The organism is Winogradskyella sp. PC D3.3 (assembly GCF_054366245.1).
Map to the genome: position 1 here is coordinate 1,627,125 of NZ_CM135962.1, position 20,139 is coordinate 1,647,263.

Sequence of the window (20,139 nt, forward strand, 5' to 3'; positions counted from 1 at the left end):
AATTAATGAAATTATGTAGAAGTGAAAATATAAAAATAGCACTACTTACAAATGGTATCTTTCCTTTTGAGGTTGGAGGAATGCAGAAACACTCATACGCTTTGGCAAAGCACTTCGCTAAAAACAAAATTAATGTTGATGTTTATCATTTTAAAAAGGAAAAAAATAAATCAGTCGATCTAAGTTTGTATTTTACAAAGAATGAGTTGAGAGAAATTAATTTTATTGAAATAGAATTTCCAGTTTTTAAGTTTTTTGTTGGTCATTATATTTACTCTTCATATTGCTATTCAAAAAATATATTTGAAATTATAAAGGATAAGGATTACGATGGTGTGTATTCTCAGGGCTTTACCTCTTGGTTTTCTTTGAGGAAAGAACCATTTAAATCTAATTTTATTACAAATTTACACGGTTTAGAAATGTTTCAAACTTCAATAAACCTTAAAAATAGATTAGAGCAATTAATATTGAAAATTCCAGCTAAAGAAATTATAAAAAGATCGAGATATAATGTTTCTTTGGGAGGTAAATTAACGTCACTTTTATATGAAAATGGAGCTTCTAAAAATTCAGTGATAGAACTGCCCAATGCAATAGATAGGTCGTGGCTTATAGATGAAAGTGAAATTTTAAAACAAAACAACAAAGAATTAAATCTATTGTTTGTAGGTAGGTACGAACGAAGAAAAGGCATAGAAGAATTTCAAGAAGTTATAGGTAGAACCATTACTAATAGTAATTACAGCGTTAATTTTATTGGACCTATTCCAGTGAATCAGCAAATTACTCACCCTAAAGTTAACTATAAAGGATTAATTAAAGATCCAGAGCTTATAAAGCAAGAGTTTTTGAATGCAGATATTTTGGTATGTCCAAGTTATTCGGAAGGAATGCCTACGGTTATATTAGAAGCGATGGCTTTTGGGTGTGCTATTATTGCTACAGATGTAGGTGCTGTCAATACTATGGTAAATGAGCAAAATGGTTGGATAATTAAAGGAGATATTTTATCGGGTTTAGAGATGGCCATAAACGAAGCACTTCTTTTGGATGCCACTGCGTTGTGTGATAAAAAGCGAGTATCTTTAAACCGTGTAAAAGCTAATTTTACATGGGAGCATGTAGTTAATAATACCATTTCAGCTATCTCTAAAATTAAAAATAACTAGTGTTTTTTTCTTTATTATGGTTAAACAGATGATATTTGTCTTCAGTATTACTAAAACCGACAAAAATAATAGTTTTTAAGAATATTTCTAAATTTTTGTTAAATGACAAGTTCAACAAATACTTGGAAAATAGGAAATGATGCTAGATTAAATGATTTATTGACTATAAGTCTTTTACTTGGGTATATTATAACTTTAATTTAAAAATTTACTTTTATTAATGAAAAAGAGATTAATTATTTTATCCCTTGTGATAGTCCTATTTTTAATTTTAGAGATTTTCTTACGACAGTATTTAGGATTTTGTGACACTGTATTAATGAAAGAAGATTCTAATTATGAATATATCGCTCAACCTAATCAGAATCGATTTAGATTTAGAAATCATATAAAATATAATTCATTTTCTATGAGAAGCGATGAAATTGATACTACTGCCATTAAAATATTAGGATTTGGGGATTCTGTAATAAATGGAGGAGTTTTAACTGATCAAGATTCTTTAGGAACAACATTATTATGTGATACCCTGACTGATTTTTACGACAATAAAATACAATTTCTGAATATTTCAGCCGGTAGTTGGGGCCCTGATAATTGTTATGCATATCTAAAAAAACATGGTGACTGGGGTGCTAAAGCCATTTTTCTTTTTATTAGTTCTCACGATGCTTATGACAATATGGATTTTGAGAATGTTATTGGTGTTTTAAAAAATTTTCCGCGTAAGCAATACTCATTAGCTTTGTATGAATTAATTGATCGGTATTTAATTCCTCGTTTAAAAAGTAAATTATATAATGAGGTTTCCGAACTAGAAAAACTTGGGATTAACAAGAAGAAGGATAATAGTGTTTTTAATACTGGTTTTAACGATATATTTGCTTATTCAACAGAAAAAAATATACCTCTGATATTTTATTTACATGCCGATAAAAATGAATTGCAATCTGGGTCATATAATGAACAAGGGCAGATGATTATCGATTTTGCAAATCAAAATAGTATACCTATTATTTTAGATATGGAAAATGGGTTGGGGTTGACAGATTTTCGAGACGGCATACACATAAACTCTAAAGGGCAAAAAAAGCTAGCAAATACGATTGCTCGATATCTGATGGGTGAAATACCAGTTTTCACTAAAAATGTATTTAAAAATAAATGAGTTAATGTTAGAAATAAATAATAAAGGTAACTATTGTAGGTTTGAAGAGAAAGGATGTTATAAGTATAAAGGCCAAGTAAATAACAATAGTAAATATGGGGAGTTTGATTAGATTGTAAACAGGATTATTCGATTATTTAAATTTATACAAAAACAACTTATAAGTTAAGGGTGAGTCAGATTATTAGAAGTTTTCAGGTTTTTAAGCCAACTTTAGTGTGGCTATTGTTCGTTGTTTTATGTGGTGTTTTGGGAGGGTTTATAGCTGCTTCCGTGGCAATTATTTGCGTATTTTTAGCTATTAAAAATAATGATTTAGTACAAATAGAGACCTTATTTGTGTTATTTATTATTACTTTTCTTTTAGCTGATAATTTTCAAGGAGTTTTAAGTTTTGCACAAAATTTAAGATTTGTAGTTTTAGGTGTAGCTCTTTTTATTTTGTTAAAGTTTCAAATTTTTAAATCTAATCTAGGGTGGTATATTTTACCCTTTAGTATAATTGCTATAGTAATTACTTATGCGTTATCACCCCTTGGGTTAGAAGCAATAGCAAGAGGGGGGGGCATGTTTTAATGGCACTGGTTCTTTTTAAATCTGTACAATTACTTGTCGAACATGATACAAGTCGTTTTTATGACCTTATTACAGTACTATTACTAGTTTATTTTAGTTTAACACTTCTAGTGTTTTTTATACCTTTTATCGATGAAGTATATATGGGCAATCGCTTTAAGGGACTCACAGCGAATCCAAATAAACTCGGTCTAATTAGTCTTTTTTCATATGCTACTATTGATATCGTAAGAAGGGGTGGGAAAACTACTTTTAGACCTCGATTTTTTACTACATTTAAAATATTACTCATTAGTTTAATAATTCTAACAGGCTCACGTACTGCTTTGTTTAGTGTTTTTACCTACGAGATACTTTTGCGACTTCAAAAGAATAAGTTCTTATTAGGATTAGCTCTTTTAGTTATGTTTAGTATTTATAATATTGGCATTAATGCGTTGTCCCTCGTTGAATTGTTTGGATTGTCAGATTTTATAAGATTGGATACAATAGAAAACGCTAGTGGGCGAACAGAGGTATGGACTGTGGCAATCCAAGAAATTAAAAATCAACCTTGGCTAGGTAAAGGCATGCTTTACGATGACTATTTTATTAATAATTATGCAGAACGCTTTATAGGTGAAAATAGAGCTAGGCATTGGTACGGTATTTGGAACTCCTATTTAAGCCTATTATTAAATGTAGGGATTATAGGAACATTGGCTTTTGCTTTTTTTTGGTATAAAATGTACATCTTTAGCCAAATGAAAAATATTAGATTTGCTTTTTTAATAATTTGTTTATTTTCTGGGATTTCAGAATCTTGGATGGCAGCGTCTATGAATGCTTTTATGCCTTTGATATTCACTTGTTTGGCTTTACAAATCTATACACCTAAATCTAATACCGAAGTTATATGAATATTGTAGTACTCTATACACGTTTAACGGGCTATTGGATGGCTTGTATGCGAAAAGATGTGGCGTTAAATAAAAATACGTATTTAGTGTATAGAACAGCACCTAGCCCTGAGGCGCCATTTAAAATTAAAAGTGAACCAGGGATTACAATTTGTGATTATTCTGAGCCCGCATTTAGTGCAATGCAAGCCGAAATACATGCATTTCAACCAGATCTAATATATTGTGCGGGTTGGGTGAATAAAAACTATTTGAAAATTGCCAAAACATATAAATCAATGGGTATTCCTGTAATTACAGGAATGGATAACCAATGGCTTGGAACGCTTAAACAACATATAGCTAGCGTTTTTAGTAAATTCTTAGTTCGCAAGTATTTTACGCATATTTGGGTCGCAGGAACACCACAATATTATTACGCGCGTAGGTTAGGATTTCAATCAAAACAAATTTTATCAGGACTATATTGTGCGGATGAATCTATTTTTGAAACCATAAATCAAACAGAACACCAAAAACAATTAATTTTTGTCGGACGTATTGTAGACCATAAAGGGGTTGAGCTGTTGTTTGAAGTTGTGGAAGACTTATTAAGGTCTAAAGGTCTCGATTTTAAATTACATGTAATAGGAAGTGGCCCTTTAGAGCATTTAATTCCGAAACATTCCAATGTACAACATACACCTTTTGTTGACCCGGAAGAAATTCCAAAATTATTAACGAATGCAGGGACGTTTATATTGCCTAGTTTTTATGAGGCTTGGGGTGTCGTAGTCCATGAAGCTGCATTAGCAGGATTACCAATTATAGCGACACAACAATGTGGTGCAGCTACAGAACTTTTAGTGGACGGTTTTAATGGCTATAAGTACGATGCCAATGATAAGGAAGCACTCTCGGCAATCATTACCAAAATGATGACTCAAAATATAGAAGACTACTTTAAGATGGCAGCAAACAGTAAAAGTTTGGCATCTAATATTAATTTAACACGTTGGACGGCACTGCTAAACTCAGTTGTGTTAGGCAATACTAATTTCACGAAATAGAATAGAACTAAGAGTTAGATGATAATTAAGAAAAAGAAAGTATTAGTATGTATTGATTGGTTTCTACCAGCTTATAAAGCAGGAGGACCCATACAGTCTATTGCTAATTTAGTGAACCATACAAAAGATGATTTTGATTATTATATAGCAACGTCTAATTCAGATTTAGGAGAGACTTTAGATTTGCCTCTAACGTCATTAAATACATGGATTAATAAAGGGGATTATAACATCATCTACCTCGATCCAGTACATCAAACGTCTAAATATTATAAGGAGATCTTCTTAAATAAAAACTTTGATGTAGTTTATTTTAATTCATTGTTCTCTCAGAAATTCACATTATTACCACTTTTAATTTTTAAAAATCAATCCATACGAAAGGTTTTAGCTCCGCGAGGAATGCTTGGTAAAGGTGCTTTAGCTATAAAACCGATTAAGAAAAAAATCTTTTTGACACTGTTTAAGGCGCTAAAATTTCATAATAAAGTAATTTGGCATGTCACTGCAGAAAGCGAAGCTATTGAAGTCAATAAACATTTTGGAAAACATTGTGCTGTATTATTAGCTCCAAATTTATCTGCAAAAACACAATTAAAATCAGTTAATAAATTAAAGGCAGTAAATGAGGTTAATCTATTCTTTTTGTCACGGATAGCCGTTAAAAAGAATTTGTTGAATGCACTAAATTATTTGGCAGATGTAAATACGTCTTACAAGGTTAATTTTAGTATTATCGGTCCAATTGACGAGGCAACGTATTGGGATAATTGCCGATCTAAAATAGATAAGCTCCCTCAAAATATAACGGTTAAATATCTAGGGGCTATACCTCACTATGAGATTTCTGATAATTTAAGTCAACAACATGTCTTATTGTTACCAACACAGCATGAGAATTTTGGACATGTTATTATGGAAGCATGGCAGAATGGATGTCCTGTAATTATATCTGATCAAACACCATGGAGATCGTTATTAAAAGATAATTTAGGATTTGATATTCCTTTAGAGGAACAACATAAATTTATTAAAGCTATTGAGCTATTTGCGGCAATGGATCAAAGTGAATTTAATACGTGGTCAGAGTCTTCAATTAAATTTGCTAAGAATTTTACTGAAAACCCAGAGCTCATAGAACAAAATAAAGCCTTATTTTTGAACCCGAATAATAAATAATAAATACATGAAAAGGATTTTAGTCACTGGAGGAGCGGGTTTTGTAGGTTCACATTTATGTGAACGTTTGCTTAATGAAGGAAATGAAGTGATTTGTTTAGATAACTACTTTACAGGATCAAAGCAAAATATAGAACACCTAATGGATCACCATTATTTTGAGTTGGTGCGTCACGATATTATTAACCCCTATATGATTGAGGTGGATGAAATCTATAACTTAGCTTGTCCTGCGTCTCCTGTGCATTACCAGTACAATCCCATAAAGACCATAAAAACGTCTGTAATGGGGGCTATTAATATGTTAGGTTTGGCAAAACGTATAGGAGCTAAGATTCTTCAGGCTTCAACTAGTGAGGTGTATGGTGATCCTAGTGTACACCCGCAACCAGAAAGTTATTGGGGAAATGTGAATCCTATAGGTTTGCGTTCGTGCTATGATGAAGGGAAACGTTGTGCCGAGACGCTTTTTATGGATTATCACAAACAGAATGAGGTTGATATAAAAATTATCAGAATATTTAATACCTACGGACCGCGTATGCATCCTCAAGATGGACGTGTGGTGTCTAACTTTATTATGCAAGCCTTAAAAGGGGATGATATTACCATATTTGGAAAAGGAACACAAACCCGAAGCTTTCAATTTGTTGATGATTTGGTAGAAGGTATGATACGCATGATGAATAGTAGAGCTGGTTTTGTAGGGCCTGTAAATATTGGGAATCCAGTAGAGTTTACAATGCTAGAATTGGCGCAACAGGTTATCGAATTGACCAACTCAAAATCTAAAATTATTCACTTGCCATTACCTCAAGACGATCCTACGCAACGTCAGCCTAATATTGATTTGGCAAAGAAGGAGTTAAATGGTTGGGAGCCTAATGTGCATCTGAAAGAAGGCTTAGGAAAAACAATTGCCTATTTTGATAACCTTATTAAATCGAATAGGGCATAACCTTACTTAACCTTGTGAAAACGGATCTGTCGACATATAATAATAGTTGGTACCAACCAGGCTCTAAATTGAAGCGTTTGCTTTGGTATGTTACGAGTTTGATGTTTTTTGAAGGAGGCTGGAATATATCTTCAGGATTAAAGATTTTTTGGTTGAAACGTTTTGGGGCTACAATTGGTGAAGGGGTAGTGATTAAACCTAAAGTCACCATCAAATACCCTTGGAAATTGAGCATAGGCAATCATTGTTGGATAGGAGAAGGGGTTTGGATCGATAATTTAGATCAAGTAACCTTAGAAGATCATGTTTGTGTATCGCAAGGCGCTTTATTACTTTGTGGTAACCATAATTATAAAACCCCAAGTTTTGACCTATTTGTGTTACCAATTCACTTAAAAGAAGGCAGTTGGGTTGGTGCAAAATGTAGTGTTGCCCCAGGTGTAACACTTGAAAGTCATGCGGTGTTAAGTATGGGCTCTGTTGCTACAACGAACTTAGAAGCTTATAGTATTTATAGTGGGAATCCTGCTGTAAAAATAAAGTCACGTCAATTTAAAACGCCCTAAATGAAAGTCTCAATAATAACTGCAGTATATAATAGTGAAAAAACTATTGATGCCTGTATGGATTCTGTATTGAATCAAACCTATCCCAATATTGAATACCTCCTTGTAGATGGTGGTTCAAATTCAGAAACTCTAAATAAACTTAATGCGGCTGCGGAAAAGTATCCCAATATAAAACTAAGCTCTGAACCTGATAAAGGGATTTATGATGCTTTAAATAAAGGGGTTAAAAAAGCAACAGGAGAGATTGTAGGATTTGTGCATTCCGATGATTTTTTAGCAGATCCTACCATTATAACTTCAATTGTTGAGGCGTTTAAAACTCAAGGAGTAGATGGTGTTTATGGCGATTTACATTATGTAGCTTTAGAAAATACAGATAAAATTATACGAAACTGGATTAGTCAACCTTTTAATTATAAGTTGCTTAAAAAAGGTTGGATGCCTGCGCATCCCACATTGTATTTAAAAAAGAGTTTGTATAATAAATACGGCATGTTTGACCTAAAGTTCAAAATAGCAGCAGATTATGATTTTATTTTACGTATATTTAAGCAGACCAATTTGAACTTTTTCTACTTACCAAAAACCATTGTTAAAATGCGCGTTGGTGGTGCTAGTAATAAAAGTTTAAAAAATATTTTACAAAAATCGAGAGAAGATTACCGAGCGATAAAGACAAATCAAACAGGTAATTGGCTGACGATTCTTCTAAAAAATGTAAGTAAAATCAAACAGTTTAAAGCTTAAATCGATTTGTTTACACATCCTAACACTTAAATTACATCGGTTTAAAATATTTAACAGATATTTGCATCAAAAAAGTAGAAGCAATAGAAATGGTAAAAGAATTACTCCAAAATTTTATTCCACAAGATCACATAGGCTGGCTTTTTTTGCTAGCTGTTTTTATTTCATTTTTTGTGTCTAGTACGAGTTATCCTGCTATAATTAATGTTGCAAAATCTAAAAATTTAATGGCCTTTTCTGGGGGACGAAGTAGTCATTCTGGTAGTGTTCCTAATTTGGGAGGTATTGGTATATTTCTCAGTATTGTAGTAACTATCACTACTATTGGGGCGCTATTAGATACTAAAATGTTATTATTAATATTAGGCGGCATTACTTTATTGTTTTTTCTAGGATTAAAAGATGATATTCTTATTCTATCTCCTCGTAAAAAATTTACAGGGCAATTATTGTCGGCGTTATTGCTTATTCTTTTTACTGATACAAGAATTGTTAGCTTATCAGGTATCTTTGATATCAATATTATGCCTTACTGGTTATCAGTAGTGTTTACGCTCTTTGTTTATATATTAGTTATAAATGCCTTTAATCTAATTGATGGTATTGATGGACTTGCTGGTACTTTGGCTTTAATGGCCATTGTAGCCTTCGCTTATGTATTTTCTAGATATAAAGATATTAGTATGGTGGTTTTAGCAGCATCCGTGATTGGGGCTCTAATACCTTTTTTATACCTGAATTTTTCAAAAAAAAACAAAATGTTTTTGGGAGATACCGGTTCTATGATTCTTGGTTTTATAATTGCTTTATTTGCTGTTCGGTTTATTAATAAGTCCGAATTATCCCCTGATGCAATTTATCATAACGCTTCACCAGTATTGGTCTTAGCCTTTTTGTTTTTCCCATTACTAGATACCTTGCGTATTTTCTTTATTCGCTTAGTCATTCATAAAAAAAGCCCGTTTGCAGCTGATAGAAATCATTTACATCATCGGTTCTTGTTTTTAGGCTTTTCACATAGACAAACCACGGCTATCATTGTCGCTACTAATTGTGTTCTTATTGTTATTACCTTTTTAATCAGAAATTGGAATATTAACTGGCAGTTAGTGATGTTGCTAATTAGTGGCACTATCTTATATTCTTTATACTTTGTCTTTAATTGGATAAGAGGTGAAAAGGGAAATAATTCTGTAGAAGTTTCTAATTAATTAGGTAGTAAGGTTATTACTTTGTCAATAGCTTTATTGCACTTATATTTGTCACTTTATTAAATACTTACAAATGTCCAAATATTTTTATAGCTTATTCTGCTGTGTACTCATATCGTCATGTGTCAGCAAGAAAGAAATTTTATACCTACAAGATGCAGATCAGTATGCCAATAAAGAAATTAGTTATTCTAATGCCATAATTTTACCTAACGATGTGTTGCGCATTACTATAAGTGCATTAATCCCTGAGTCCGTAATTCCTTATAATAAGGTATCGGTAAATTCTGGTGGTTCAAGTGTTGATTTAATTCAACTCGACGGCTATTTGGTTAGTGAAAATTTAACGATTAACTTTCCTGTTTTAGGGGAGTTGTCCGTTGCAAATATGACAACGCAAGACTTTGCTAAGTTTCTTAAAAAGAAGCTCGAAGATGAAGGCCATCTTAAAAACCCTACAGTTGATGTGCGCTTAATAAATGCAAAAGTGACGGTATTAGGACAAGTTAATAAACCAGGAACATTTAATTTTACAGAACAAAATATTACATTATTACAGGCTTTGGGCTATGCAGGTGATTTGACGATTAACGGAAAGCGCGAGGATGTTATTGTGATGCGTGATGAACAAGGAGTGAGGCAAATTACGCATATAGATCTTACATCAGCCGATTGGTTAGAGGGACCTTATAATTTTATTAAACCTAATGACGTTATCATTGTAAATCCTAATAATCCAAAAGTTAAAAGTGCTGGTTTCATTGGTAATGTTGGAACGGTTATATCAGTGGTTTCTATTTTATTAACCACAGTAGTTTTAATTACAAAATAAGATGAGTCAGATTGAAGAGCATAATTTCCAAAAAAAGGTGATCAAGGGGAGTTTATTAAACGGGAAGTTCGTAAATATCTGCGCTATTGGTATTGGTTTGTTTTAGGGGTTGTATTGGCATTTATAGGAGCCTATATCCATTTAAGATATACACCTAAAGTGTATAGTGCAAGTGCGAAAATTAAAATTTTAAATAAAACTAAAGGCTTAGAATTACCGTCATCGGCCTTTATATTTAACCGCTCAAACATTAACTTAGAAAATGAGATAGAAATTCTAAAGTCGTACCGTATTATTGAGGATGTTGTCGATCGTTTAGATTTAACCATGCGATTTTTTGAAGAAGGAAGTGTTCTCACTACTGAAATAAATCACTTGCCGTTTAATATACTAAAAACCATTAGTAACGACAGTATTTATTATGGGACATCTTATAAAATTGAGGTGAAACCTCAAGCGTTTGAAGTTACACCTTCTAGTACCGAGACAACAATAGTATTTCCTAATTTTGATACTACTAAAACCCAGCATAGCTTACCTTTTGAATTAAGCTGGAGCCCGTCTTTGTCTAAGGCTTTTATCGGGAAAACCTATGTTGTTACATTTTCACCAGTGGCTTCTGTAACAAGAGGTTTAAAAGGAGGGGTGAATATTAGTATGCTAGGTAAAGGTAGTGATTTGCTTCAGTTAAATTATTCAAGTCAAAGTAAAGCTAAGAATGAGCGTATTCTTAATACCTTAATAGACGTATTTAATGAGGATGGTATTAATGACCGTCAAGATATCTCAAGACGAACTATCGACTTTATTGATGAGCGTTTTACGCTAATAGAGCGAGAATTAGATTCTATAGAATTGGGTATAAAAGATTATAAGGAAAAAAATAACTTAATTACCTTAGAATCAGACGCTGAACTTGGGATATCACAGCGTACACAGTCGGAACAAGAATTATTTGAAACTGAAAACCAACTAATCCTTTTAAGTTTACTTAAAGAAACTTTGGAGAAGCCCAACTCTAATTCTGAACTCCTTCCAGCTAATATTGGCGTTAATAATTCAAGTATTAATGGTTTAGTCAATAATTACAATGCCCTTGTTTTGGAGCGTGATAATTTAATTGTAAGTGCTGGTGAAAGTAATCCCAATGTGGTATTACTAAATAATAGGTTACAAGACTTAAAAGCTAACATATTTACATCTATCGATTCCTATGCTAAACAATTGGATGCTTCTAAAGCGCAATTAATGCGTAAGAATAGAAAATTTGCATCACAAGTCTATAGTTTACCGGGTAAAGAAAAGAAAATAACAGATATCACTAGGCAACGCGAGATAAAGCAAACCTTATATTTGTTTTTACTTCAAAAACGCGAAGAAGCAGCTATCAATTTGGCGATTACAGAACCTTCAATAAAAGTGGTGGAGTACGCCATATCAGGTGGTACACCGATATCTCCTAATTCTAGAAGCACCTATTTAATTGCTTTGGTTTTGGGCTTAATTGTACCTTTTGGGGTTATCTATGCTTCAGAACTCTTGGATACTAAAATAAAGGGACGTGAGGATATAATGCAAGTGAATTCTAAAGTGCCAATTGTAGGCGAATTACCAAAAGTGAAGTCGGAACAACTTATTTTTAGTGATCCAGATGATAATTCTACCCAATCTGAAGCCTTCAGAATCTTAAGTTCTAACGTCGATTATATCTTACCTGTTAAGAATGATAATAAAGGTAAAGTGATTTACTGCACATCCACCATTAAAGGAGAGGGAAAGACCTATGTAAGTATTAATTTGTCTTTAGCGTTGTCGAGTATCAATAAGAAAGTGTTATTAATAGGGGCAGATTTAAGAAATCCACAAATTCATGCGCATATTATTGAAGGCAAACAAAACGTAGGGTTGTCTAATTACCTTCATGATATTAATTATGATTGGAGAGACGCCTTAATAAACGGTTTTAAAAAACATCCGAACCATCAAATTATATTGTCAGGGAGTATTCCTCCAAACCCGGCACATTTATTAACTAATGGACGTTTTGCAAAACTGATAGAGGAAGCAAAAGATGAATTCGATTACATTGTAGTTGATACAGCACCTACAATATTAGTAACCGATACCATGTTGATTTCTCAATTAGCTGATGCTACCATTTATTTAACTCGTGCTAATTATACAGAGAAAAATTTATTGAACTATTCGAAGGAGCTTTCAGATTCTGGCAAGTTGAAGAATATGGCTTATGTTATTAATGGCGTCAGTGTTAAAGATTCTTACGGCTATGGCTATAATTACGGTTATAATTATGGGTATGGAAGTAAATCATAAGGAAAGGGGATATACGTAAGATAACGTGATAATTGTCATACTTTACTTCTGTTTTATAAGTTACTTTTAGTAGTGAATTTTAAAACTAGAACTCATGAGAAATGACACGTTAATTTCTACAATAATGTCTACAGATATCATTGCGCTAAATAGAGATGATAATTTGGAGACCGCAGAACTCCTATTTAAGAGACATAAAATAAGACATATTCCCGTAGTTAAAGAGGATGTTGTGGTTGGTATATTAAGTTATACCGATTTACTTAGAATAAGCTTTGCTGATGCCGTTGATGAGACCGAAACAGAGGTAGAAAGTCTGGTATATAATATGTTTACTATCGATCAGGTAATGGCTAAAAATGTGGTTACGGTGTCGTCTAAAGCAACTATAAAAGAGGTCGCTAAAATTTTAGCAGAGAAAGAATTTCATGCCTTACCTGTTGTTGATGAGGGCAGTTTAGTTGGAATTGTTACAACTACAGATCTCATTAACTACTTGTTGAAACAATTATAAAAAAAAATGCGCTTAATGCGCATTTTTTTATGAATTAGCTAAATCTTTTAAAGCTTTAATTGTTGCTGTGGGATTGTCACTTTTAAAAACATGACTACCAGCTACAAAAGTATCAGCACCTGCTTCGACTAATTTTTTAATGTTTTGGTCAGTAACTCCACCGTCAACTTCAATACGTGTATTTAAACCTTGTTCGTCTATCATTTTACGAAGATTCCTAATGCGTTTATACGTAATGTCTTCAAATTTCTGACCTCCAAAGCCAGGATTTATAGACATTAATAAAATCATATAGCATTCAGGTAAGATATCTTCTAAAACCACTAGTGGAGTGGTGATGTTAAGAACAATACCCGCTTTACATCCTGCGTCTTTAATTTGTCTTAATGTGCGGTGTAGATGAACTGTAGATTCATAATGTACCGTGATAATATCGGCACCAACCTTTGCGAATTCTTCAATATAACGCTCAGGCTTTTCAATCATTAGATGAACATCTAAAGGCTTAGTGGCGTGTTTTTTTATAGCGGCAATTACAGGCATACCATAGGATATATTCGGTACAAAATGGCCGTCCATTACGTCAATATGAAACCAATCGGCATCACTGTTGTTAACCATTTCTGTATCGCGTTGTAGATTGCCAAAATCGGCTGCTAACATGGAAGGTGCAATTAATTTGGAATTCATTTTTTGAAATTCTATTGGGTTTCAACAAAGGTAATTAAATTGTGAGGATTAATTTGTCCTATTTTAATCGGAAAACAAAAGATATTAAAAAAGTGAACCCACGGTAATCAGCCGTGGGTTCTTTCATCAATCAAAAAACGAACAGTTATGTTTGTAACTGTTGTTACCTTTATTAAGTTAGTCGATTATGTTGCTCAGTTCTTACAAAGTTAATGATAACTGAACGAAATTTATCTTAACCTAAATATGTTTTTAATATTTTACTTCTAGACGTGTGTTTTAAACGTCTAATAGCTTTTTCTTTAATTTGTCTTACACGCTCACGAGTTAAATCGAAAGTCTCACCAATTTCTTCTAATGTCATTGGGTGTTGGTTACCTAAACCAAAATACAAACGAATTACATCTGCTTCACGAGGAGTTAGTGTTTCTAATGCACGTTCAATCTCAGTACGCAAAGACTCATGTAATAAATCTCTATCTGGATTTGGAGATTCTCCACTTCGCAATACATCATATAAGTTAGAATCTTCTCCTTCAACTAAAGGTGCATCCATACTGACGTGACGACCAGAATTTTTCATAGACTCCTTAACGTCGTTAATGGTCATATCCAATTCTTTGGCAATCTCTTCTGCAGAAGGTGGGCGTTCATGACTTTGCTCTAAAAAGGCAAAAGTCTTGTTGATTTTATTAATAGAACCAATTTTATTTAAGGGTAAACGAACAATACGAGATTGCTCTGCTAAGGCTTGTAAAATAGATTGTCTAATCCACCAAACAGCATAAGAAATAAATTTAAAACCACGCGTTTCATCAAAACGTTGTGCAGCTTTAATTAAACCTAAATTACCTTCATTTATTAAATCAGGTAATGTTAAGCCTTGATTTTGATATTGCTTTGCAACAGAAACCACAAAACGTAGGTTAGCTTTAGTTAATTTTTCTAAAGCAAGTTGATCTCCAGCTTTAATACGTTGAGCTAATTCTACCTCTTCGTCTGCTGTAATAACATCTACCTTACCAATTTCTTGTAAATATTTATCTAACGATGCAGTTTCCCTATTGGTGACCTGCTTGGTAATTTTAAGTTGTCTCATTTAATTTTAAGATTTGTGCAATTTAAATACAACAAGGTGTTGCTTTTATTATACGTACGGAAGCAATAAAATGTTACACAATAATAAAAAAAACTTTTATATTTTTAGAAGTTTTACGGTTTCAAGATTAATGGCACCTACAGTTTCATTGGTGAATTTGTAATGGCCTTTCATTGTGATGAGTCTAAAACGATACGATTTTAATTGACTTAAGGTATTTAGAAAGAGCCATTTTGATTTTAATAAACGTGGTTTTTCAGACTTTAAACTTAGGTCAAAGATGTGTTTACGTCCTTCTTTCTCTGCAACAATATCTGGGGTCACATCAATATCACTTCCTTTTTTGTGATAGGATTTTGGGGACTCATAACCTTCAAGATCTGCCTTAATATTAGAGTAACCTAAATTTTCAAGATAAGATATTGAAGTACTTAATTCTGCTGTGTATTTATTTTTGTCTTGTGTAATCATAACTTATAACATAAGGTTTTTTAGTGTAAAAACCTAATTATCAGCGTTAAAAATGTGAATAGGTACTTGATTTAATCATTTTAGAATTCTAAATTCTAACCTGTCCATCTCCGTAAACGTAATATTTATTAGTTACTAATTGGTTTAAACCTAAAGGACCACGATGGTGTAATTTGTCTGTGCTAATGGCTAATTCAGCACCAATTCCCATTTGACCACCATCTGTAAATCGCGTTGAAGCATTATGATATACGGCAGCACTATCTACATTGTGCATAAAATGCATAGCTTCCGTTTTATCTTCTGATATAATTGCGGAGGAGTGTTTTCCTGAATAGGTGTTAATTATTTCTATAGCTTCATCTACGGAGGCAACTTCTCCTATTAATAATTTTAAAGCTAAGAATTCTTCATACCATATTTCTAAATTAGAGATCGATTCTTTTTCAGATAAAATATGAGATATCTTATTATCTACTAATAGCTCTACCTTGTGCTGTTCTAGTTTTTCTTGAAGCATTTTTAGTTTTGTTTGGTACTGCGGTAGATTCTTATTGATAAGTACCTTGTCTAGAGCATTACATCCGGATATTTTATCTGTTTTAGCATTGATAATTACATTTACCGCTTTACTCCAATCGGCATGTTCTGAGACATATAAAAAATTATTGCCTCGGCCACTAACTAACACGGCACATGTTGCATGTGTTTTTACGAAGTTGATCAGTCGCTCACCGCCACGAGGGACGATTAAGTCTAATGGTTCTGTTGGGTTTTTAAGAAAGGCTTGGGTGTCCTCACGTTTTAAATGTAGAAGTGTAATCCACTCCTTAGACAATCCGTTTTCTTCTAAAGCCTCATGCCAACATTTCTCTAGAATAAGATTACTCTGTAAAGCTTCTTTTCCGCCTTTTAGTAGAATCTTATTATTGGCTTTAAATGCTAAAACAGCGGCTTCAACCGTGACATCTGGACGCGACTCATAAATAATTAGAATAGTGCCGAAAGGTGCAGTCGTATTTACGATGTTTAAATTGTTTTTTAAGGTTCTGTTCGTTATTTCTTTTCCAACAGGATCATCTTGAAGCATCACAGCGTCAACAGCAGCAATCATTTCATCTACTTTTTTATCATTTACAATTAAACGATCATAAAGGGCCTGATCTTCTTTTTTAAAAGCATTTAAATCTTTTTTATTGGCTTCAATAATAGCATTGCGTTCGCGTTCTAAAATTTGAAGCATGGATCTTAATACCTTATTTTTTATTTTTGTATTTAAAAGTTTCATGTGTTTTCTGTTTTAATGTGTGACTAGGCACTAATAAATTTAGTACCTACTGTCTTATTGTTAATGATGTCTACAATTACATTTTCTGTTTTACCATTAGCAATATAGGTTGGTATGTTTTTATTGGCTGTTCCTTTGGCTATTTTCAATTTTGAAGCCATGCCACCGCGACCTTCTCCTTCTTTTTTATCAAAATCTTGAACGTATTTTTCTACATCTTGGTTGGTAATTACGGTATTCAGAAGCTTTGAATTGTCGTCATCTGGATGCCCATTGTAAAGTCCGTCTGTATCAGATAGAATAATCAATCGGTCGGCATCAATAAGTTCTGCAACCAAACTAGCGAGTTCATCATTATCCGAAAACATTGACATAGTAAGTGAAACGGCATCATCTTCATTGGCAATAGGGATAACTCCTTCAGCTAGTAAACCTTCATAACAATTAATCATGTTTTCACGGTGTTTACCACTATCAAAATCTCGTTTTGTAGCTAAAACTTGAGCGCATCGCATGCCGTAATCATGAAATAGACTATAATAATGCCTCATCATTCGTGGTTGACCTACCGAAGAATAGATTTGCCGTCTAATTGATTTGTCTTTAATATTTGTTTCACCGAGTATTTCCATACCTGCCATAGCAGAGCCAGACGAGACTAGAATCACCATAATGTTCTGTTCGTATAGAACAGCAATTTGTCTAACCAATTCGCGAAGAATAGGTCCTAAAATTCTATTATCTTTATTTGTTAAGACGTTGGTCCCTACTTTTACGACCACGCGTTTAATCTCTTTACACATAATTTTATTTTTCTTTACCCAATTCTACAGCACGATCAAAGGCAGCATAAGCGGCATCTTCAATGAGTTGCTTTACATTATTATCATCCATAGAGTCAATGGCAGCTTGGGTGGTACCTCCTTTTGAGGCGACTTTATCTATCCAAGATTTTGGTGAAATATTGTTTTGATTGAAAAGTTCGATAGCTCCTTCAAACGTACTACTTACTAAAATTTTAGAATCATCATCTGAAAACCCCATTTTTTGAGCAGCTTCTAACATCGATTGCATAAAATAGAAGACATATGCAGGGCCACTTCCAGAAATTCCTGTAGAGGCATCAATGAATTTTTCGGTATTGACGTGTATTGATGTTCCTGTGGTGTCTAATAGGTTTCTGACCATTAGCAGTTCTACTTTAGAAACGTCTTTAGATTCTGTATAGGATGTAACACCTTTGCCAACTTGGGCAGGTAGATTAGGCATTGTACGAATGACTTTATCGGCTTTTAATTTTTGTTTAATGGTCGCTATAGTTACACCTGCCATTAAGGATACAAAAATTTGATCACTGTTTATCATTGGTTTCATCACTTCAAATAAGCCATCACTATGATATGGTTTTACGGCAATAAATATAATATCTGCTTTAGGTAAACAATCGCCTAGATGGTCAAAAACATTAAACCTTGCATCTTGACTTAAACGTTTTATTTTTTTGGGATCAGTATCATAAATTCTTAGATTATGCTTACTAAGGAGTGGCGACGCTGCCATTCCCTCTGCATATGTTAAACCCATGTTTCCAGCTCCAATTACTAATACTCTCATAATTTATTTAATAAGTTTACTGACATTAATGTCAGTTATGACTAATAGCCGCAATTACTGTGCGATAGTGCCAAAATGAAATTATCATTTGGAGAATTTTGATATCCTGAAGCTTTTGTGTAATTCATTGGGATATTAAGAATTATTGACTGTAATTATTTTCAAAATCAAAATTCATAAAAATGATATCTCCAATAATCATGTCAGGCTGTCGGTGACAAAATGGAAGTTGAAACTAAAAAAGCCTACAAAATATAGAATTTCGTAGGCTTATAATTATGATATTATAAAAGGGATGTTTATTTCTTTTCTTCTAAACCACGTGTTAACCAACCTCTTCTATTGGCTGTTGCAATAGCATAAGGTGTAATCCAAAATAAACCAAATGTAAACAGTATACTATAAGAATATGCCCAAAAGCCTTCGGTAGTTTTGTATTGACTGGCAAAAAACAATACTGAAAATGTTGAAATCACTAAAATGCTAACGAGGGTAGAGCCAATAAAAAGTAAGGGATGTACTAGTACAAAAAATAACATTGAAATTAGTAAAGGATAGCTCATTAATATTTTTAGGAATTGACTTATAAATAAGATTCTAGTTCCGGATTTACCTTTGGTTCTAAAATTTGTGAATACGTATTTTGCCATTTCTAAATTCTCTCTTACATTACTTCTTCCCCAACGAATAAACATTTTATATAATCCCATATATTGTTCTGGGACGTTAGTAAAAGCTACAGCATTTTTCTGAAATAGGACATGTTTACCCTGTTTTAAAATCATATTCGTCATGGCTCTATCTTCCCCAATATCTGAAGGTTGTCCCATAAACGTTTGATTAATCCATTGTGGTAAACACTCATGAACGGCTGTGCTTTTGTAGGCCGCTAATGCGCCAGGTGTACATAACACCGAATTCAAATTACTTTCGGCAGAACGCACAAATTCAAAGCTTAAGACAAAACTGACGTCAAGCATTTTAGGTAACATTTCCTTTTTGTTATTTAAGACTCTAATGTTTCCTGCAACGGCACCACAATTTTCATCTTTAACAAAAGGGCTTACCAAGTTTCTAAGGGTGTCTTCAGTAACGATAGAATCGCTATCTACTGTGACATAAATATCACCTGTACCTAAATTAAATCCGCGATAAAGTGCATGACGTTTCCCTTGGTTTTCCGATTGCTGATAAATCTCTAAACGATCCCCAAGTTTCGTTTTGGCATCAAGCATCCAGTCCCAAGTATCATCTTTACTACCATCATCAATAGATATAATTTGAATTTTATGTTTGGGATAGTTACTATGGTCTAAACTCATTAAGGTATCCCAAACTTGTTTACCTTCATTATACGCAGGAACAATAACCGTAACCGTTGGTAATTCTTTATCTGATACTGATGCAATAGGTTTGTATTTAAAGTAATTGTAGGCTTTGTAAATAAAGAATGAGGCTTTAAAAGCCATGAGTATAGTGGCTAAAACGATGAATGTAAGTCCTATTGTAGAACTCCTTTTGTCGATGTTTAATTGTTCAAAATCACCATAAAAAACGGAGAGGAAATACACGCCTAAAAGCAGTAGTAAAAAGGTACTAAAGAGTACAATTTTATTGTTTGGGTTTTCTGTTTTTGATTTGCTATTTAGAAACAAATTGAAATTATTAGAGATACTCTTAGTTCTCTTTTTTGAATTTGAAAGTATTGTTTTAGAGGTCGGTTTTTTTGAAGCCATAGATTGTGTTTGTAGATTGATTAACTAAATCAG

Annotated in this window: 20 protein-coding genes; 13 read left to right on the plus strand and 7 right to left on the minus strand. The window is 33.0% G+C overall.

Going from position 1 to position 20,139, the window contains the following annotated elements:
• Positions 1-5 precede the first annotated feature (5 nt).
• The 13 genes from ACXGSQ_RS06890 to ACXGSQ_RS06950 all read left to right on the plus strand — a co-directional run bounded on the left by ACXGSQ_RS06890 (position 6) and on the right by ACXGSQ_RS06950 (position 13,208).
• A complete protein-coding gene (locus ACXGSQ_RS06890; RefSeq protein ID WP_458628879.1) occupies positions 6-1,172 on the plus strand; it encodes a glycosyltransferase family 4 protein in 1,167 nt (388 codons plus the stop codon).
• 220 nt (positions 1,173-1,392) lie between these two features.
• A complete protein-coding gene (locus ACXGSQ_RS06895) occupies positions 1,393-2,340 on the plus strand; it encodes a hypothetical protein (protein ID WP_458628880.1) in 948 nt (315 codons plus the stop codon).
• 171 nt (positions 2,341-2,511) lie between these two features.
• Positions 2,512-2,916 (plus strand): hypothetical protein, encoded by a 405-nt coding sequence (locus ACXGSQ_RS06900; protein WP_458628881.1) that lies wholly within the window; start codon positions 2,512-2,514, stop codon positions 2,914-2,916.
• A complete protein-coding gene (locus ACXGSQ_RS06905) occupies positions 2,916-3,815 on the plus strand; it encodes an O-antigen ligase family protein (protein ID WP_458628882.1) in 900 nt (299 codons plus the stop codon). The genes ACXGSQ_RS06900 and ACXGSQ_RS06905 overlap by 1 nt, the downstream gene beginning before the upstream one ends.
• Positions 3,812-4,864 (plus strand): glycosyltransferase, encoded by a 1,053-nt coding sequence (locus ACXGSQ_RS06910; RefSeq protein ID WP_458628883.1) that lies wholly within the window; start codon positions 3,812-3,814, stop codon positions 4,862-4,864. The genes ACXGSQ_RS06905 and ACXGSQ_RS06910 overlap by 4 nt, the downstream gene beginning before the upstream one ends.
• Before the next feature lie 18 nt (positions 4,865-4,882).
• Positions 4,883-6,043 carry a glycosyltransferase gene (locus ACXGSQ_RS06915; RefSeq protein ID WP_458628884.1) on the plus strand — a complete coding sequence of 387 codons (1,161 nt, stop codon included), beginning with the start codon at positions 4,883-4,885 and terminating at the stop codon, positions 6,041-6,043.
• 7 nt (positions 6,044-6,050) lie between these two features.
• On the plus strand, positions 6,051-7,001 hold the full coding sequence (locus ACXGSQ_RS06920; RefSeq protein ID WP_458628885.1) for a UDP-glucuronic acid decarboxylase family protein: 951 nt from the start codon (positions 6,051-6,053) through the stop codon (positions 6,999-7,001).
• Positions 7,002-7,015: 14 nt separating this feature from the next.
• Positions 7,016-7,567: a WcaF family extracellular polysaccharide biosynthesis acetyltransferase gene (locus ACXGSQ_RS06925; RefSeq protein WP_458628886.1), complete on the plus strand. Its 552-nt coding sequence runs from the start codon at positions 7,016-7,018 to the stop codon at positions 7,565-7,567.
• Entirely contained in the window at positions 7,568-8,317 is a 750-nt protein-coding gene (locus ACXGSQ_RS06930) for a glycosyltransferase family 2 protein (RefSeq protein WP_458628887.1), read from the plus strand.
• Positions 8,318-8,406: 89 nt separating this feature from the next.
• Positions 8,407-9,528, plus strand: a complete 1,122-nt coding sequence (locus ACXGSQ_RS06935; RefSeq protein WP_458628888.1) for an MraY family glycosyltransferase — start codon at positions 8,407-8,409, stop codon at positions 9,526-9,528.
• A 73-nt stretch (positions 9,529-9,601) separates the two neighbouring features.
• Complete coding sequence (locus ACXGSQ_RS06940) at positions 9,602-10,360, plus strand: polysaccharide biosynthesis/export family protein (protein ID WP_458628889.1); 759 nt, start codon at positions 9,602-9,604, stop codon at positions 10,358-10,360.
• Between the two features lie 114 nt (positions 10,361-10,474).
• Positions 10,475-12,694: a GumC family protein gene (locus ACXGSQ_RS06945; protein WP_458628890.1), complete on the plus strand. Its 2,220-nt coding sequence runs from the start codon at positions 10,475-10,477 to the stop codon at positions 12,692-12,694.
• A 94-nt stretch (positions 12,695-12,788) separates the two neighbouring features.
• Complete coding sequence (locus ACXGSQ_RS06950) at positions 12,789-13,208, plus strand: CBS domain-containing protein (protein ID WP_458628891.1); 420 nt, start codon at positions 12,789-12,791, stop codon at positions 13,206-13,208.
• 27 nt (positions 13,209-13,235) lie between these two features.
• Here ACXGSQ_RS06950 and rpe read toward each other — a convergent pair whose 3' ends face one another.
• From rpe to ACXGSQ_RS06985, 7 genes are all read right to left on the minus strand, one after another.
• On the minus strand, positions 13,236-13,898 hold the full coding sequence (gene rpe, locus ACXGSQ_RS06955) for a ribulose-phosphate 3-epimerase (RefSeq protein WP_458628892.1): 663 nt from the start codon (positions 13,896-13,898) through the stop codon (positions 13,236-13,238).
• 235 nt (positions 13,899-14,133) lie between these two features.
• Positions 14,134-14,997, minus strand: coding sequence for a sigma-70 family RNA polymerase sigma factor (locus ACXGSQ_RS06960; protein WP_458628893.1), 864 nt, complete (start codon positions 14,995-14,997; stop codon positions 14,134-14,136).
• A gap of 96 nt (positions 14,998-15,093) precedes the next feature.
• Entirely contained in the window at positions 15,094-15,468 is a 375-nt protein-coding gene (locus tag ACXGSQ_RS06965) for a hypothetical protein (RefSeq protein WP_458628894.1), read from the minus strand.
• 88 nt (positions 15,469-15,556) lie between these two features.
• Positions 15,557-16,756, minus strand: coding sequence for a glutamate-5-semialdehyde dehydrogenase (locus ACXGSQ_RS06970; protein WP_458628895.1), 1,200 nt, complete (start codon positions 16,754-16,756; stop codon positions 15,557-15,559).
• 23 nt (positions 16,757-16,779) lie between these two features.
• Complete coding sequence (proB, locus tag ACXGSQ_RS06975) at positions 16,780-17,559, minus strand: glutamate 5-kinase (protein WP_458628896.1); 780 nt, start codon at positions 17,557-17,559, stop codon at positions 16,780-16,782.
• Between the two features lie 4 nt (positions 17,560-17,563).
• Positions 17,564-18,370 carry a pyrroline-5-carboxylate reductase gene (proC, locus tag ACXGSQ_RS06980; RefSeq protein ID WP_458628897.1) on the minus strand — a complete coding sequence of 269 codons (807 nt, stop codon included), beginning with the start codon at positions 18,368-18,370 and terminating at the stop codon, positions 17,564-17,566.
• A gap of 299 nt (positions 18,371-18,669) precedes the next feature.
• The gene (locus ACXGSQ_RS06985) at positions 18,670-20,106 is read right to left on the minus strand and encodes a glycosyltransferase family 2 protein (RefSeq protein WP_458628898.1); all 1,437 of its coding nucleotides are present in this window, start codon (positions 20,104-20,106) and stop codon (positions 18,670-18,672) included.
• Between the last annotated feature and the right edge of the window lie 33 nt (positions 20,107-20,139).

Coding starts and splice junctions, on each gene's coding strand:
- ACXGSQ_RS06890 (WP_458628879.1), top strand. CDS start 6: ATGAAATTATGTAGAAGTGAAAATATAAAAATAGCACTACTTACAAAT.
- ACXGSQ_RS06910 (WP_458628883.1), top strand. CDS start 3,812: ATGAATATTGTAGTACTCTATACACGTTTAACGGGCTATTGGATGGCT.
- ACXGSQ_RS06935 (WP_458628888.1), top strand. CDS start 8,407: ATGGTAAAAGAATTACTCCAAAATTTTATTCCACAAGATCACATAGGC.
- ACXGSQ_RS06965 (WP_458628894.1), bottom strand. CDS start 15,468: ATGATTACACAAGACAAAAATAAATACACAGCAGAATTAAGTACTTCA.
- ACXGSQ_RS06920 (WP_458628885.1), top strand. CDS start 6,051: ATGAAAAGGATTTTAGTCACTGGAGGAGCGGGTTTTGTAGGTTCACAT.
- ACXGSQ_RS06930 (WP_458628887.1), top strand. CDS start 7,568: ATGAAAGTCTCAATAATAACTGCAGTATATAATAGTGAAAAAACTATT.
- rpe (WP_458628892.1), bottom strand. CDS start 13,898: ATGAATTCCAAATTAATTGCACCTTCCATGTTAGCAGCCGATTTTGGC.
- ACXGSQ_RS06905 (WP_458628882.1), top strand. CDS start 2,916: ATGGCACTGGTTCTTTTTAAATCTGTACAATTACTTGTCGAACATGAT.
- proC (WP_458628897.1), bottom strand. CDS start 18,370: ATGAGAGTATTAGTAATTGGAGCTGGAAACATGGGTTTAACATATGCA.
- ACXGSQ_RS06960 (WP_458628893.1), bottom strand. CDS start 14,997: ATGAGACAACTTAAAATTACCAAGCAGGTCACCAATAGGGAAACTGCA.
- ACXGSQ_RS06895 (WP_458628880.1), top strand. CDS start 1,393: ATGAAAAAGAGATTAATTATTTTATCCCTTGTGATAGTCCTATTTTTA.
- ACXGSQ_RS06940 (WP_458628889.1), top strand. CDS start 9,602: ATGTCCAAATATTTTTATAGCTTATTCTGCTGTGTACTCATATCGTCA.
- ACXGSQ_RS06985 (WP_458628898.1), bottom strand. CDS start 20,106: ATGGCTTCAAAAAAACCGACCTCTAAAACAATACTTTCAAATTCAAAA.
- ACXGSQ_RS06970 (WP_458628895.1), bottom strand. CDS start 16,756: ATGAAACTTTTAAATACAAAAATAAAAAATAAGGTATTAAGATCCATG.
- proB (WP_458628896.1), bottom strand. CDS start 17,559: ATGTGTAAAGAGATTAAACGCGTGGTCGTAAAAGTAGGGACCAACGTC.
- ACXGSQ_RS06915 (WP_458628884.1), top strand. CDS start 4,883: ATGATAATTAAGAAAAAGAAAGTATTAGTATGTATTGATTGGTTTCTA.
- ACXGSQ_RS06950 (WP_458628891.1), top strand. CDS start 12,789: ATGAGAAATGACACGTTAATTTCTACAATAATGTCTACAGATATCATT.